This window comes from Shinella sp. GW835-FHT14H05, assembly GCF_058793575.1.
The window spans coordinates 195,640-210,803 of the sequence record NZ_JBXAFY010000005.1 but is presented as its reverse complement, the minus strand read 5'-3'; the positions used below and the strand labels follow the sequence as shown (position 1 = coordinate 210,803).

Annotated in this window: 14 protein-coding genes; 8 read left to right on the top strand and 6 right to left on the bottom strand. The window is 64.4% G+C overall.

The features are described 5' to 3' along the window. Positions 1-7 precede the first annotated feature (7 nt). Complete coding sequence (ffh, locus tag AC1Q6Z_RS17690; RefSeq protein WP_256119531.1) at positions 8-1,576, bottom strand: signal recognition particle protein; 1,569 nt, start codon at positions 1,574-1,576, stop codon at positions 8-10. Positions 1,577-1,883: 307 nt separating this feature from the next. Here ffh and AC1Q6Z_RS17685 point away from each other — a divergent pair, with 307 nt between their 5' ends. The 5 genes from AC1Q6Z_RS17685 (at position 1,884) to AC1Q6Z_RS17665 (ending at position 7,435) form a co-directional block, all read left to right on the top strand. Then, on the top strand, positions 1,884-2,966 hold the full coding sequence (locus AC1Q6Z_RS17685; protein ID WP_492648733.1) for an MBL fold metallo-hydrolase: 1,083 nt from the start codon (positions 1,884-1,886) through the stop codon (positions 2,964-2,966). A gap of 79 nt (positions 2,967-3,045) precedes the next feature. Next, the gene (dapF, locus tag AC1Q6Z_RS17680) at positions 3,046-3,945 is read left to right on the top strand and encodes a diaminopimelate epimerase (RefSeq protein ID WP_492648732.1); all 900 of its coding nucleotides are present in this window, start codon (positions 3,046-3,048) and stop codon (positions 3,943-3,945) included. After that, positions 3,942-5,231, top strand: a complete 1,290-nt coding sequence (gene mtaB / locus AC1Q6Z_RS17675) for a tRNA (N(6)-L-threonylcarbamoyladenosine(37)-C(2))-methylthiotransferase MtaB (RefSeq protein ID WP_492648731.1) — start codon at positions 3,942-3,944, stop codon at positions 5,229-5,231. Before dapF ends, mtaB begins: the two co-directional genes overlap by 4 nt. 12 nt (positions 5,232-5,243) lie before the next feature. Continuing rightward, the gene (gene ftsY / locus AC1Q6Z_RS17670; RefSeq protein WP_492648730.1) at positions 5,244-6,788 is read left to right on the top strand and encodes a signal recognition particle-docking protein FtsY; all 1,545 of its coding nucleotides are present in this window, start codon (positions 5,244-5,246) and stop codon (positions 6,786-6,788) included. Then, positions 6,785-7,435 (top strand): septation protein A, encoded by a 651-nt coding sequence (locus tag AC1Q6Z_RS17665; RefSeq protein WP_435268349.1) that lies wholly within the window; start codon positions 6,785-6,787, stop codon positions 7,433-7,435. Before ftsY ends, AC1Q6Z_RS17665 begins: the two co-directional genes overlap by 4 nt. A 3-nt stretch (positions 7,436-7,438) precedes the next feature. Here the strand turns inward: AC1Q6Z_RS17665 and AC1Q6Z_RS17660 are convergent, their stop codons facing one another. The 5 genes from AC1Q6Z_RS17660 to ccmA all read right to left on the bottom strand — a co-directional run bounded on the left by AC1Q6Z_RS17660 (position 7,439) and on the right by ccmA (position 10,536). Next, positions 7,439-8,047, bottom strand: a complete 609-nt coding sequence (locus AC1Q6Z_RS17660; RefSeq protein ID WP_492648729.1) for a DsbE family thiol:disulfide interchange protein — start codon at positions 8,045-8,047, stop codon at positions 7,439-7,441. Next, positions 8,044-8,211 carry a heme exporter protein CcmD gene (gene ccmD / locus AC1Q6Z_RS17655; protein WP_435268351.1) on the bottom strand — a complete coding sequence of 56 codons (168 nt, stop codon included), beginning with the start codon at positions 8,209-8,211 and terminating at the stop codon, positions 8,044-8,046. Before ccmD ends, AC1Q6Z_RS17660 begins: the two co-directional genes overlap by 4 nt. Continuing rightward, on the bottom strand, positions 8,208-8,978 hold the full coding sequence (locus tag AC1Q6Z_RS17650; protein WP_492648728.1) for a heme ABC transporter permease: 771 nt from the start codon (positions 8,976-8,978) through the stop codon (positions 8,208-8,210). Before AC1Q6Z_RS17650 ends, ccmD begins: the two co-directional genes overlap by 4 nt. Before the next feature lie 60 nt (positions 8,979-9,038). Next, positions 9,039-9,698: a heme exporter protein CcmB gene (ccmB, locus tag AC1Q6Z_RS17645; protein WP_256119540.1), complete on the bottom strand. Its 660-nt coding sequence runs from the start codon at positions 9,696-9,698 to the stop codon at positions 9,039-9,041. A 199-nt stretch (positions 9,699-9,897) separates the two neighbouring features. Continuing rightward, the gene (gene ccmA, locus AC1Q6Z_RS17640) at positions 9,898-10,536 is read right to left on the bottom strand and encodes a heme ABC exporter ATP-binding protein CcmA (protein WP_492648727.1); all 639 of its coding nucleotides are present in this window, start codon (positions 10,534-10,536) and stop codon (positions 9,898-9,900) included. Positions 10,537-10,803: 267 nt separating this feature from the next. On the opposite strand from ccmA, the gene acnA reads away from it, so the two are divergent. From acnA to AC1Q6Z_RS17625, 3 genes are all read left to right on the top strand, one after another. After that, positions 10,804-13,497: an aconitate hydratase AcnA gene (gene acnA, locus AC1Q6Z_RS17635; RefSeq protein WP_492648726.1), complete on the top strand. Its 2,694-nt coding sequence runs from the start codon at positions 10,804-10,806 to the stop codon at positions 13,495-13,497. Positions 13,498-13,672: 175 nt separating this feature from the next. Further along, positions 13,673-14,449 carry a DUF1223 domain-containing protein gene (locus AC1Q6Z_RS17630; protein ID WP_435268355.1) on the top strand — a complete coding sequence of 259 codons (777 nt, stop codon included), beginning with the start codon at positions 13,673-13,675 and terminating at the stop codon, positions 14,447-14,449. A 340-nt stretch (positions 14,450-14,789) separates the two neighbouring features. Continuing rightward, positions 14,790-15,164, top strand: coding sequence for a DUF2794 domain-containing protein (locus AC1Q6Z_RS17625; RefSeq protein WP_319324935.1), 375 nt, complete (start codon positions 14,790-14,792; stop codon positions 15,162-15,164).

The window sequence follows — 15,164 nt, the reverse complement described above, 5'->3', positions numbered from 1 at the left end:
ATCTATCTCACTTCTTCTTCGGCAGGCCGGGAAGGCCGGGCAGGCCACCAAGACCCGGAAGACGCCCGCCGCCGAGGCCCGGAAGACCGCCGCCGCCAAGGCCCGGCATGCTGCCGGGCTTGATGCCGGCCGCTTCCGCCTGCTTGGCGAGCGCTTCGAGCTGCTTCGGATCCATCTTCGACAGATCGGGCATGCCGCCCATGCCGCCGCCAAGGCCGCCGAGGCCCATCTTGCCGGCAAGGCCGCCCATCATCTGCTTCATCATGCCGCCGCCCTTCTTGCCGCCCATCATCTTCATCATGTCCGCCATCTGGCGGTGCATCTTCAGAAGCTTGTTGATGTCGGCCGCATCCGTGCCGGAGCCGGCGGCGATGCGCTTCTTGCGGGAATGCTTGAGCAGGTCCGGATTGGCGCGCTCGGCCTTGGTCATCGAATTGATGATGGCGATCTGGCGGCCGAAAAGCTTGTCGTCGAGGCCGGCGGCGGACATCTTGTCCTTCATGCCGGCCATGCCGGGCATCAGCCCCATGATGCCGCCCATGCCGCCCATCTTCTGCATCTGGCGCAGCTGGTCGGCGAGGTCGTTCAGGTCGAACTTGCCCTTGGCCATCTTGGCGGCCATGGCGGCCGCCTTCTCGGCGTCGATATTTTCCGCCGCCTTCTCGACCAGCGAGACGATGTCGCCCATGCCGAGGATGCGGTCGGCGACGCGGCGGGGATGGAACTCTTCCAGCTCGCCCATCTTTTCGCCGACGCCGATCAGCTTGATCGGCTTGCCGGTGACGGCGCGCATGGAAAGGGCCGCGCCACCGCGGCCGTCGCCGTCCATACGGGTCAGCACGAGGCCGGTAATGCCGACGCGGTCGTCGAAATTGCGGGCGAGGTTGACGGCGTCCTGACCGGTCAGCGCATCGGCGACGAGCAGGATTTCATGCGGATTGGACTTCCGCTTGATCTCCGCCATCTCGATCATCAGCGGCTCGTCGATATGGGTACGGCCGGCGGTGTCGAGGATGACGACGTCATGGCCGCCGAGCTTTGCGGCCTGCACGGCGCGCGAGGCGATATCGGTCGGCGACTGGCCGGCGATGATTGGCAAGGTATCGATGCCGGCCTGGACGCCGAGCTGGCGCAACTGCTCCTGCGCGGCCGGACGGCGCGTATCGAGCGAGGCCATCAGGACCTTCTTCTTGTCGCGCGTCTTCAGCCGGTTGGCGATCTTGCCCGAGGTGGTGGTCTTGCCCGAGCCCTGGAGACCCACCATCATGATGACGACGGGGGCGGCCGCATTGAGGTCGATCGACACGCCCTCGGAGCCGAGCATCGAGATCAGCTCGTCATGCACGAGCTTCACGACCATCTGGCCGGGCTTGATCGACTTCAGGATTTCCGCGCCGACGGCCTTTTCGCGCACCGCGTCGGTGAAGGAGCGCACCACTTCCAGCGCCACGTCCGCTTCGAGCAGCGCACGGCGGACCTCGCGCAGCGCCGCCGAGACATCGGCCTCGGAAAGCGCGCCACGGCCTGTCAGTCCATTCAGAATGGAGCCAAGGCGGTCCTGGAGTGTTTCAAACATCACGTCATCCTTCTTGTTTCCGCAGGTAGCGGAAACGTCGGTGCCATCGGTGACAAAAACAAGACGCAAAGCCAAAAAGCACCCGAGGGCGCATCGCGCTGTCGGGTGTTGACCTCCGGGATCTGTTTATACCGCTATGGGTCCCGGTCGGTGGCTTCAAGTCGTCTCACTTGTCGCAGATGGCGCGGCTTAAACCCCATCGGGGCCGGAAAGTCAAGGACATCGGGCAAATCCGACCCGTCGTCACATTTCCGCGAGCCCGCGGCGACCCGTTGCAGCAAAGGGTGCGGACGCTTATCTTCCGTCCATGAACCGTCGCAAGTTTCTCAAATGGTCCGGTATAGGCGCTCTCACGATGCTCGCGGGCGGCGCGTTTGCGAGCCGCAGCCTGGCGGCGAACCGGTATTATGACGGCCCGGTCAGCGACCATTTCAACGGCACGCATTTCTTCAATCCGAACGGCGAGGAGCCGAACAATTTCTTCGAGCTGATGCGCTGGCAATTCGGCGGCGGGCGCGCGGCCTGGCCGGCCGATTGGCCGAGCCCTTTTCCGCCGGCCGTGCCGGAAGCGCGTGTCGAGGGCGATCGCCTCGTCGTGACCATGGTGGGCCATGCCGCCCTGCTGATCCAGACGGCCGGGCTCAACATCCTGACCGATCCCGTCTGGAGCGACCGGGCGAGCCCCTTCTCCTTTGCCGGGCCGAAGCGCGTCAATCCGCCGGGCATCAAACTTGCCGACCTGCCGAAGATCGACGTGGTGCTCGTCACGCACAATCATTACGACCACCTCGACCTCGCGACGCTGGAGGCGCTGGCCGAGCGGGACAATTGCCTGATCTTTACGCCGCTTGGCAATGACAGGATCATGGGACCGGTCGTCGGCGAAGGGCGCATCACGACCATGGACTGGGGCGGCAGCACGCCCCTGTCCAACAATGTGACGCTCCATTGCGAGCCCTGCCATCATTGGTCGGCGCGCGGTCTCGGCGATCGGCGCATGGCGCTGTGGTCGGCCTTCCTTATCGAGACGCCGGGCGGCAAGATCTACCATATCGGCGATACCGGCTTTCACCAGGGCATCAATTACCGGGCGATCCGCGAAAAACACGGCGCCATCCGCCTCGCCAACCTGCCCTTCGGCGCCTACGAGCCGCGCTGGTTCATGCGCCCGCAGCACCAGAACCCGCACGAGGCTGTGCAGGGCATGGTGGCATCGGGTGCCGCCTATGTGGCAGGCCACCATTGGGGCACCTTCCGGCTGACCAACGAGGGCGTGGACGAACCGCTGGCGGCGCTCGAAACCGCCCTCGACGCGGCCGGCATCGCGCGCGAGCGCTTCCGCGCATTGAGGCCCGGCGAGGTCTTCGAGGTTCCCGCCGCCACGGCCTGATGCAAGACACTGGAAATCCGCGGACTTTTCCGCCATATAGCCCCCAAAGGGGCCTTTCGGCCCGAGACGGGCAGACGTGATGACAGAAACGGTCGATTTCGCGAAGATGAACGGGCTGGGAAACAAGATCCTGGTCGTGGACATGCGTGGCCGCAGCGATGTCGTGACGCCGGCTGCGGCCATCGCCCTCAACGCCGATCCCGCCACCCGTTTCGACCAGATCATGGCGCTCCATGATCCCAAGGTCGACGGCACCGATGCCTGGATCGACATCCTGAATTCCGACGGCTCGAAGGCGCAGGCCTGCGGCAACGGCACGCGCTGCGTCGTGCAGGCGCTTGCCGCCGAGACCGGCAAGAAGATCTTCACCTTCCAGACCGTCGCCGGCATCCTCAACGCCGTCGAGCACGAGGACGGCACGATCTCGGTCGACATGGGCAAGCCGATCTTCGAATGGAACCGGATTCCGCTCGCCGAGGAATTCTACGACACCAGCCGCATCGAATTGCAGATCGGCCCGATCGACGCGCCGATCCTGCATTCGCCCTCCGTCGCCTCGATGGGCAACCCGCATGCGGTGTTCTGGGTCGACCGCGACGTGATGTCCTACGATCTCGAACGCTTCGGCCCGCTCCTCGAAAACCATCCGATGTTCCCGGAGCGCGCCAACATCACGCTGGCGCAAGTCACCTCGCCCACGTCGATGACGACCCGTACCTGGGAGCGCGGCGCCGGGCTGACGCTCGCCTGCGGTTCCGCCGCCTGCGCCTCCGGTGTCAGTGGCGCGCGCACCGGCCGCACCGGCCGCAAGGTGGCCATCACCGTCGCCAGCAGCCCGAACCGCGGCACGCTGCAGATCGAATGGCGCGACGACGACCATGTCATCATGACCGGCCCCGCCGAATGGGAATGGTCGGGCACGCTCGACCCCGCCACCGGCGCCTTCCGCCGGGACGATGCCGAGGCGGCCGCCCTTTGAGCGGCGTCGAGGTCATAACCTTCGGCTGTCGGCTCAACACCTACGAATCGGAAGTGATGCGCGCGGAAGCCGAGAAGGCGGGGCTCAACAATGCCGTGCTGGTAAACACCTGCGCCGTCACCGGCGAGGCCGTGCGCCAGGCCCGCCAGGCGATCCGCCGCGCGCGCCGCAACAATCCGCATGCCCGCATCATCGTCACGGGCTGCGCCGCGCAGACGGAGAAGCACACCTTTGCCGAAATGCCGGAAGTCGACGCCGTGCTCGGCAACGAGGAGAAGCTGAAAAGCGCCGCCTACCGGGCGCTGCCGGATTTCGGCGTCTCGGCGGAAGAGAAGCTGCGCGTCAACGACATCATGAGCGTGCGCGAGACCGCGCCGCAGATGGTGAAACTCATCGACGGCCATGTGCGCGCCTTCGTGCAGGTGCAGAACGGCTGCGACCACCGCTGCACCTTCTGCATCATTCCCTATGGCCGCGGCAATTCCCGCTCCGTGCCGATGGGCGCCGTCGTCGAGCAAGCCCGAAAGCTCGTCGAGGGCGGTTACTCCGAAATCGTGCTGACCGGCGTGGACGCCACCAGCTATGGCGCCGACCTGCCGGGCAAGCCGAGCCTCGGCCAGCTCGCCAAGTCACTGCTGAAACAGGTGCCGGAGATTCGCCGCCTGCGCCTTTCCTCGATCGACAGCATCGAGGCGGACGATCACCTCTGGGACCTGATCGCCGACGAGCCGCGCTTCATGCCGCATCTGCATCTCTCGCTCCAGCATGGCGACGACCTGATCCTGAAGCGCATGAAGCGCCGCCATTCCAGCGCCGACGCCGTCGCCTTCTGCAGGCGCGTGAAAACCCTGCGCCCGGAAACGAGCTTCGGTGCCGACATGATCGCCGGCTTCCCGACGGAAACGGAAGAGATGTTCGCCAATGCCGCGCGCCATGCGGAGGACTGCGGCATCGCCCACCTGCACGTCTTCCCCTACAGCCCGCGCGCCGGCACGCCCGCCGCCCGCATGCCGCAGCTCGACCGGGCGCTGGTCAAGGAGCGCGCCAGCCGCCTGCGCGACGTTGGAAAACGCCTGCACGAGGCCCATCTCGACGGGATGGTCGGCAGCACGCAGGAAATCCTGGTCGAGAACAACGGCCTCGCCCATACCGAGAATTTTACGCTCGTCGACGCCGCGGGTCTAAAACCCCGTGCGCTTGTGCCGGTGACCATCACCGGCCACAATGGAAAACACCTGACGATGCGGCCAGCGATCCTTGCCGGCACCGCCTCCCTTCGCAACTAGCGGACACATTTCATGGCCTTCGGCTTCATCAAGAAGATTTTTACATTCGGAAAAGACACCGCCGCCGAGCCGGAGACGGAGGCGCCGCTTGCCGAGCCGCACGTCGTCGAGACGGTGCCGGAACCGGTTATCGAGACGCCGAAGACAGCCATCATCGAAGAGCGCGATGCCCTGCTTGAAGAAGCGGAAGCCGCCAATCCCGAGGCGCCCCATCATGTGCCGGCCGAAGCCGAGCCGGATATTTATCCGCTGCCGCACGCCCCCGCACTGCCGGTCGCCGAAGACCCTGTCTCGCCGGCTGAAATCGAGACGGCCGGTGGGCCGGCAGATGATAACATCGCTCCGGAAGCCGAAGCGATCGAGGAACAGGCTGCCGCGCCGGTAGAAGAGGTCATCGAAGAAGAGCCTGCTGTTCCGGAAGAAGCGGTCGCGGAGCCGGTCGCAGAAATTGTTGAGGAAGAACCCGCGCCAGCGGAAGACGAGATCGCGCCGGTGGAGGAGACGCTCGCCGAAGCCGAAGACCCCGTGCTCGAAGAAGCGGCACGCATCGAGCCAAAGGCCGAAACGCCGGTCCTGCCGAAGGGTTTTGCCACCGCCGAGCGCACGCCGGTCGAGCAGGTTACCGCACAGCAGCCGAAGCGCACCTGGTTCCAGCGCCTGCGCGAGGGCCTGTCGCGCACCTCCTCGCAGCTGACGGGCCAGATCACCAGCCTCTTCACCAAGCGCAAGCTTGACGACGCGACGCTGCAGGATCTCGAAGACCTGCTGATCCAGGCCGATCTCGGCGTGGAGACGGCGCTACGCATCACCGACACGCTCGCCTCCGAGCGCTACGGCAAGGACGTGACGGGCACCGACGTCTCGCGCATCATGGCCAGCGAGATCACCAAGGTTTTGTCGCCGGTCGCCAAGCCGCTGGAACTCGATCTCAACCACAAGCCGCACGTCATCCTCGTCGTCGGCGTCAACGGCACCGGCAAGACGACGACGATCGGCAAGCTCGCCGCCAAACTCTCCGGCGCCGGCCTGAAGGTGATGCTCGCAGCCGGCGACACTTTTCGCGCGGCGGCGATCGAACAGTTGAAAATCTGGGCGGAGCGCACCGGCTCCGACATCGTCTCGTCCAAACTCGGTGCCGATGCCGCTGGTCTCGCCTACGAGGCCTACGAACAGGCGAAGCTGAAGCAGAGCGACGTGCTGATCGTCGATACCGCCGGCCGTCTTCAGAACAAGACGGAACTGATGGCGGAGCTGGAAAAGATCGTGCGTGTGCTCGGCAAGCTCGATCCGGACGCGCCGCACACCGTTCTCCAGACGCTCGACGCCACCACCGGGCAGAACGCGATGAACCAGGTCGAGATTTTCCGCAACGTCGCGGGTGTCACGGGCCTGATCATGACAAAATTGGACGGTACGGCCCGCGGCGGCATCCTTGTGGCGATTGCCGCCAAACACAAGCTGCCGGTCTATTTCATCGGTGTCGGCGAAGGGATCGACGATCTCGAACCCTTCGAGGCCAAGGATTTCGCGCAGGCGATCGCAGGAGTTGAAGCATGAGCAAGGCAACGCTGGAAGTGCCGGCCAAGGCCGAGGAGAAGGTCAGCCCCCTCCTCAAGATGGTGCTGGAGCTGGGGCCTCTCGTCGTCTTCTTCTTCGCCAATTCCCGCGGCGAATGGCTGGCCGCACAATTTCCCGTGCTCGCCGAAATGGGCGGCCCGATCTTCATCGCCACCGGCCTCTTCATGGCCGCGACCGCACTGGCGCTGATCGTCTCGTGGATCCTGACCCGCACGCTGCCGATGATGCCGCTCATCTCCGGCATCGTCGTCTTCGTCTTCGGCGCGCTGACACTCTGGCTGCAGAACGACACCTTCATCAAGATGAAGCCGACCATCGTCAACACGCTGTTCGGCGCCATCCTGCTCGGCGGGCTGTTTTTCGGCAAATCCCTGCTCGGCTACGTCTTCCACGCCGCCTTCAAGCTGACGGACGAGGGCTGGCGCAAGCTGACGCTGCGCTGGGGCCTGTTCTTCCTCTTCCTTGCGGTGATGAACGAAGTGGTCTGGCGTTCCTTCTCGACGGATTTCTGGGTCGCCTTCAAGGTCTGGGGCACCATGCCCATCACCATCCTCTTCACGCTCTCGCAGATGCCGCTGATCATGCGCCATTCCATCGAGCCGCCGGAAGAGGGCAAGGCGCCCTGAGCCTCAGCTCACAGGCGCGCCGAGCGCCTTTTCGATGGCCGGAAAGAGCCCGTTCTTGAGGCTGTTCTCGTCGAACGGGCCGACCTTCTTGTAGAGGATCGTGCCGTCCGGGCCGACGAGATAGGATTCCGGAATGCCGTAGACGCCCCAGTCGATCGCCATCTTGCCGACGGGATCGAGGCCGATGGCGGAGAACGGATTGCCGAGTTCGCCGAGGAAGCGCAGCGCGTTCTCGCTGCCATCCTTGTAGTTGACGCCCACCACATTGAGGCGCGGGTCCTTCGAGAGCGACAGGATGACCGGGTGCTCCTGCCGGCAGGGCACGCACCACGACGCCCAGAAATTGACCAGCGTCAGCTTGCCCTTGGCGCCTTCCGCGGTCAGCGCCGGCATCGGCAGACCATCCTTTACGGCGCCGGCGAGCGGCTCCAGATCACGCCACGGCGCCTTGGTACCGATCAGCGCGGAGGGGATTTCGGAAATGTCGCGGCCGGAATTGAGCTGCGTCCAGAAGATCAGCGCAAGGCCAAGGAAAATCGCCAGCGGCAGAGCGGCGAGAATGACGCGCGTGCGGGTGCCCGTGCCTTCGGCATTGCTTTCCGTCTCGCTCATCGGGCGTCCTCGGTGCGTGCCGAGCGGCGCCGCACGCCGGCCGCTTCCAGCCGTTCGAGCTCGCGATGGCGGCTGCGATGATCGAGCCAGACCCAGAGGATCAGGCCGATGCTGACGGAGAAGGCGGCGATATAGGAGGCCGTGACGTAGAAGGCGTGGCTCATGCGGCATCTCCCTCGCGGCCGGCGGCGCGCGCGGCATGGCGGCGCAGCACGGCGATGCGGCGGCGCAGGATTTCGTTGCGCATGGCGAGAATGTGCAGCGTGAAGAACAGCAGCGTGAAGGCGATGGCCATGACGAGCAGCGGGCGCAGGAACTCGGCCGAGATCGTCGGGCCATCCAGGCGGATGACGCTCGCCGGCTGGTGCAGCGTGTTCCACCATTCCACGGAAAACTTGATGATCGGGATGTTGACGAAGCCGACGAGGATCAGCACGGCGCTGACCTTGGCGGCCCGCGTCGGGTCGTCCATGGCGCGGTTGAGCGCGATCAGGCCGAGATACATCAGGAACAGCACGAAGACGGAGGTGAGCCGCGCATCCCACACCCACCAGGTGCCCCACATCGGCTTGCCCCAGAGCGAACCGGTGATGAGGGCGACGAGCGTGAAGCAGGCGCCGATGGGGGCGGCGGCCTTGGCGGAGACATCGGCCAGCGGATGGCGCCAGACGAGCGTGCCGAGCGCGGACAGCGCCATGACCGTGTAGCACATCATGGCAAGCCAGGCGGCCGGCACATGCACATACATGATGCGCACCGTCTCGCCCTGCTGGTAATCGCCCACCGTGGTGAAGGCGAGATAGAGCCCGACCGCGAACAGACAGATCGTCAGCCCGGCAAGATAGGGCCAGACGATGGCGACGAGCGCCAGAAACCGCGTCGGGTTGGCGAGATCGCTGAATTTGCGGATGGCAAGGCTCGGTTCGCTCATGATGGTTCTTTAACGTGTCAGCCCGGCATCTTCAATTGATCTGCCGCAATCACATTCGTGTCAGTCACTCGAAAGCCGGAGCGCCGCAGCCGCCGCGACCGGCCCGATGACGGCGAAGAGCAGGTTGAGGGCGACGAGAATGAGGAACGGCGGCAGGAAGGGCGCCGGCTCCTGGATCGCCGCATAGACCGCGCTGACGCCAAAAATCAGCACGGGAATGGCAAGCGGCAGCACGAGGATGGAGACAAGCAGCCCGCCCCGCGGCAGCGCCACGGCGATCGCGGCACCCGCGGCACCGATGAAGGTGATGGCGGGCGTGCCGGCGAGCAGCGTCAGCGTGGTGGCCGCGATCGCCGTCTCGTCCATGTTCATGAACAGGCCGAGCAGCGGCGCGGCGATGACGAGCGGCAGGCCCGTCGCGAGCCAGTGCGCGATGCATTTGACGAACACCGTGAGCACCAGCGGCGTCTCCTGCATCAGGAGCAGGTCGAGCGAGCCATCCTCGCGTTCGGCCTGGAACAGCCGGTCGAGGCCGAGCAGCGAGGCAAGCAGCGCGCCGATCCAGAGGATGGCCGGGCCGATGCGGGCGAGGAGATTGAGATCCGGGCCGACGCCGAAGGGAATGACGGCGACGACGGTCATGAAGAAGAGCACACCGATGAGCGCACCGCCGCCGGCGCGGACGGAGAGCTTGAGGTCGCGCGCGAGGAGGGCGATCATGCCTGCATCCTCGGGCGTTGCGGACGTGGCTCCCCCCCCTCTGCCCTGCCGGGCATCTCCCCCTCAAGGGGGGAGATTGGCTGGGTGCGAAGGCACTCCCTCTTCCACGACGTACGCGATGGGTGAGACGTTTCCGCGATTCGATCTCCCCCCTTGAGGGGGAGATGCCCGGCAGGGCAGAGGGGGGTCGCGAAGCGCATCACCACACATTCTCCATCACACCCGCAAAACCCGTCATCCGCAGTTCCCGCGCCTCCAGCCCCAACGGCTGATGCGTCGCGGCAATCGCGATGCCACCGCAGCCAAGATGCGCCGTCACCAGCCCCGCAAACATCGTCTCGGCCGCCACATCCAGCGCCGCCGTCGGCTCATCGAGGATCCACACCGGCCGCCAGGCGACCAGCAGTTTGGCCATCGCCATGCGGCGCTGCTGGCCGGCCGAGAGATAGCCGAACGGAAGGTGCGCGATGCCGCCGAGGCCGACTGATTCGACCGCCTCGTCGACATCCACACCCGCCCCCCCGGGAAAATCCCCGAAGAAGTCCTTCCAGAAGGCCAGATTCTCGTCGACGGTAAGCTCCCGCTTCATCGCATTGCGGTGGCCGAGATAGTGGCAGGCCTCGCCGAGGCGCTCCACCGGGTGCGGTGCAGCAAGCAGCTTCGCCGTGCCGGATTCCGCCGGAAGCAGACCCGCCAGAACCCTCAGCAGCGTCGACTTGCCGGACCCGTTCGGCCCCTTGACGACAAGCGCTTCGCCGCCGGCGATTTCGAAGGAAATATCTTGGAAAATCAGGTCTTCGCCGCGCGTGGCGCTCAATCCCTCGGCGACGAGCCGCATGGCTGTTCACTTTCCTTTTACGACCTTGGTCGCAACGCAAAAAAATTGTCCCGATTTGCCTATAAGCGCTCTGGAACGTTTGGTGGAAATTATCTATAACGCCCGCAACACGCCAGCGGTCGGCGTGAATTTCATCCAAGCGCCGAACACGGGAATGATTCTCGCGTACGGACAGCGGAAATGGCCGCACCCGCATCCCATTCGCGCTCAACGCGCACGGGCGTTCGTACGTCAGTTTTCTGGCGACCAGACGGAACGGGGTATACAGTGTCCAAATCCCTAGACAGCTTCAATTGTCGTTCGACCCTTACGGTGGGCGACACCGACTATGTGTATTACAGCCTGCCCAAGGCCGAGGCGAACGGCCTCGCGGGCGTCTCGAAGCTCCCCTACTCGATGAAGGTGCTTCTGGAGAACCTGCTGCGCTTCGAGGACGGCCGGTCGGTTACGAAGGAACACATCCTTTCCGTCGCCGAATGGCTCACGAACAAGGGCACGGTCGAAAACGAGATCGCCTATCGCCCGGCCCGCGTGCTGATGCAGGACTTCACCGGCGTTCCCGCCGTGGTCGACCTTGCGGCCATGCGTGACGCGATGGTGTCGCTCGGTGGCGACCCGGAAAAGATCAACCCGCTCGTTCCCGTCGACCTCGTCATCGACCATTCCGTCATCGTCGACGAATTCGGCACGCCGACCGCCTTTGCCCGCAACGTCGAGCTCGAATACGAGCGCAACGGCGAGCGCTACCGCTTCCTGAAGTGGGGCCAGCAGGCCTTCAAGAATTTCCGCGTCGTTCCTCCGGGCACCGGCATCTGTCATCAGGTCAATCTGGAGTATCTGGGCCAGACGGTCTGGACCAAGGAAGAAGACGGCGAGATCATCGCCTACCCGGATACCTGCGTCGGCACCGACAGCCACACGACCATGATCAACGGCCTCGGCGTTCTCGGCTGGGGCGTGGGCGGCATCGAGGCGGAAGCCGCCATGCTCGGCCAGCCGGTCTCCATGCTTCTGCCCGAGGTCATCGGCTTCAAGCTGACCGGCAAGCTCAAGGAAGGCGTCACCGCGACCGACCTCGTGCTGATGGTCGTGCAGATGCTGCGCAAGAAGGGCGTGGTCTCCAAGTTCGTCGAATTCTTCGGCCCCGGCCTCGACAACATGACGCTCGCCGACCGCGCGACGATCGGCAATATGGGCCCGGAATACGGCGCGACCTGCGGCTTCTTCCCGGTCGACGGCGAAACAGTCAACTACCTCACCATGTCCGGCCGCGAAGAACAGCGCATCGCGCTGGTCGAAGCCTATTCGAAGGCCCAGGGCATGTGGCGTGACGGCGACGGCGCCGACCTCGTCTTCACCGACACGCTCGAACTTGACCTCGGCGACGTCGTGCCCGCCATGGCCGGCCCGAAGCGCCCGGAAGGCCGCATCCCGCTGGAAAACATCGCCTCCGGCTTCGCCGGCTCGATGGACACCGACTACAAGAAGCCCGGCCAGCTTTCGAACCGCTACCCTGTCGAAGGCACCGACTATGATATCGGCCACGGCGACGTCGCCATTGCCGCCATCACGTCGTGCACCAACACGTCCAACCCGTCGGTGCTCATCGCTGCCGGCCTGCTCGCCCGCAACGCGGTCGCCAAGGGCCTGAAGACCAAGCCGTGGGTCAAGACGTCGCTCGCACCGGGATCGCAGGTCGTCGGTGAATATCTCGCCAAGTCCGGCCTGCAGGAAGATCTCGACAAGCTCGGCTTCAACCTCGTCGGCTTCGGCTGCACGACCTGCATCGGCAATTCCGGCCCGCTGCCGGCGCCGATCTCCAAGACGATCAACGACAAGGGCCTGATTGCCGCCGGCGTTCTCTCCGGCAACCGCAACTTCGAAGGCCGCATCTCGCCGGACGTGCAGGCGAACTACCTCGCCTCGCCGCCGCTGGTCGTGGCCTATGCGCTGGCCGGTTCCGTCCAGAAGGACCTCACCAAGGAGCCGATCGGCGACGATCAGGACGGCAATCCCGTCTACCTCAAGGATATCTGGCCGACCTCGCAGGAAATCCAGGAATTCATCCTGAAATACGTCACCCGCGCGCTCTATGCCGCGAAGTATGCCGACGTGTTCAAGGGCGACGAGAACTGGCAGGCCGTGCAGGTGCCGGCGGGCCAGACCTATGCCTGGGACGACCAGTCGACCTATGTGCAGAACCCGCCCTACTTCGTCGGCATGGGCAAGACCGGCTCGGGCCTCAAGAACATCGAGGGTGCCCGCGTCCTCGGCCTGTTCGGCGACAAGATCACCACCGACCACATTTCCCCGGCCGGTTCGATCAAGGCGGCATCGCCTGCTGGTGCGTACCTCACGGGCAACGGCGTCGCCGTCGCCGACTTCAACCAGTACGGCACGCGCCGCGGCAACCATGAAGTGATGATGCGCGGCACCTTCGCCAACATCCGCATCCGCAACCACATGCTCGGCCCGAACGGCAAGGAAGGTGGCTACACGATCCACTATCCGACCAAGGAAGAGATGTCGATCTACGACGCGGCCATGAAGTACAAGGCCGAGGGCGTTCCGCTCGTCATCTTCGCCGGCGTCGAATATGGCAACGGCTCGTCGCGCGACTGGGCGGCCAAGGGCACCAACCTCCTTGGCGTGAAGGCCGTGGTGGCGCAGTCCTTCGAGCGTATCCACCGCTCCAACCTCGTCGGCATGGGCATCGTGCCCTTCGTCTTCGAGGACGGCACGACCTGGGCGACGCTCGACCTCAAGGGCGACGAAGTCGTCACGATCGACGGCCTCGAAGGCGACATCAAGCCGCGCGAGAAGAAGATCGCCAGGATCACCTATGCCGACGGCACGGTGAAGGAGGTTCCGCTGCTTTGCCGCATCGATACGCTCGACGAGGTGACCTACATGAACAATGGCGGCATTCTTCAGACCGTTCTGCGCGATCTCGCCGCCTGATCGTTTTCAGCGTCAAAATGCGAAATGCCGGGGCCAAAACCCCGGCATTTTTCGTTTTCCGGAGCGTTTTTCTCAGCTATGAGTCTCACTCCATCGTGACTTCCTGTTGAACCGGCAAGCGCGTATGACGGGCTCAAATGGCTGGCCACCCGCCGCCACTCCATTGGAAATGATCATGCCGAGACCGCACATACTGGAATGTCTGGCGATCCTGCTTGCGCTCGGAGCCGGCGCAGGGGCTGCACATGCCCAGGAATCCGTCACCAAGCAATCCATCAAGCCCAAGGGTGTCGTCGAGCTCTTCACCAGCCAGGGCTGCTCCTCCTGCCCGCCGGCCGACAAGGCGCTCGCCGCGCTGGCGCAGGAAGGCGAGGTCGTCGCGCTCTCCTACCATGTCGACTACTGGAACTATCTCGGCTGGGCTGACACGCTCGCCTCCAAGGACAATACCGACCGGCAATATGCCTATGCCCGCATGTTCGGGCGCAGCGGCGTCTACACGCCCCAGGCCGTGCTGAACGGCCGCGAGCACATCAACGGCGCCGATATTTCCGGCATCCGCTCGCGCATCGGCGCCATGCCGAACGAGGGCAAGGGGCTCAACGTACCGGTTGATGTCGAGGTGAAGAACGACGAGCTGCGCATCCGCGTCGGCCCCGGCGAGGGCAAGGCCAATATCGTCATCGCCTATTTCGAGCGCGAACGCACGATCGACATCGACAAGGGCGAAAACCGCGGCAAGCGCGTCAACTACTGGCACGCCGTCACCGACATGGAAACGATCGGCATGTGGGAAGGTAAGGAGACCAACCTGGTCCTGCCGGCCGACATGCTGAAGAAGAAAAAGAAATCCGGCGGCTGCGCCGTGCTTTTGCAGCGCATGCGCACCGCCGATACGCCGGGCGCCATTTTGGGTGCGACCGTTTTGACGGGTGATAAAGCTTCGCGATGAATGTCTTTCCCCCTTGGGGGGAGGTCCGGTCCGGCTTCTTCGAGGGGCTGGGGCTTGAGGGTTCGAAGAAAGACGGACCGGACCGAGACGAAGCTACCGGCAACGGAATACTGGGCAACTTCGACAGACGCACCCCGACAATACCTGCTTCCCGCACAAGGCAGCAGGCAGGTAGAGGCTGCGACTGGCGGACTTTCTCCCGTAAATTGGGCGTCTGTTTGTCTGAATTGCGGCGAGAAGGATTTTTGCGAAAACGCAAGTCTTCGCCCATCCGCCTTGCATTTCCGTTTTGGTCAGGCACACTGTCACCCAGCCGTCACAGACGAGGTGCGGAGATTCGATGACTGATCAGCCGGATTTGCAGGCTTCCAATGTCGTGGTCGACCTTAGGGAATATAAGAGCAGCCGGGATCCGCTGCCTGTAACCTTCCATCGACGGGAGCTCGATGCAATCCTCTGGGTCTACGGCCGGATGGTCGGCGAAGGGGAATGGCGCGACTACGCAATCGACCATATGCGCGACAAGGCGGTGTTTTCCGTCTTCAAGCGCTCGGGCGAAATGCCGCTCTACCGCATCGAGAAAAACCCCAAGCTTGCCGCCAAACAGGGCGCCTACAGCGTCGTCAACCAGCACGGCACCATTTTGAAGCGCGGCCATGAGCTCAACCAGGTGCTCAAGGTGTTCGACAAGGTGCTGCGGCTGATCGAGACGTGA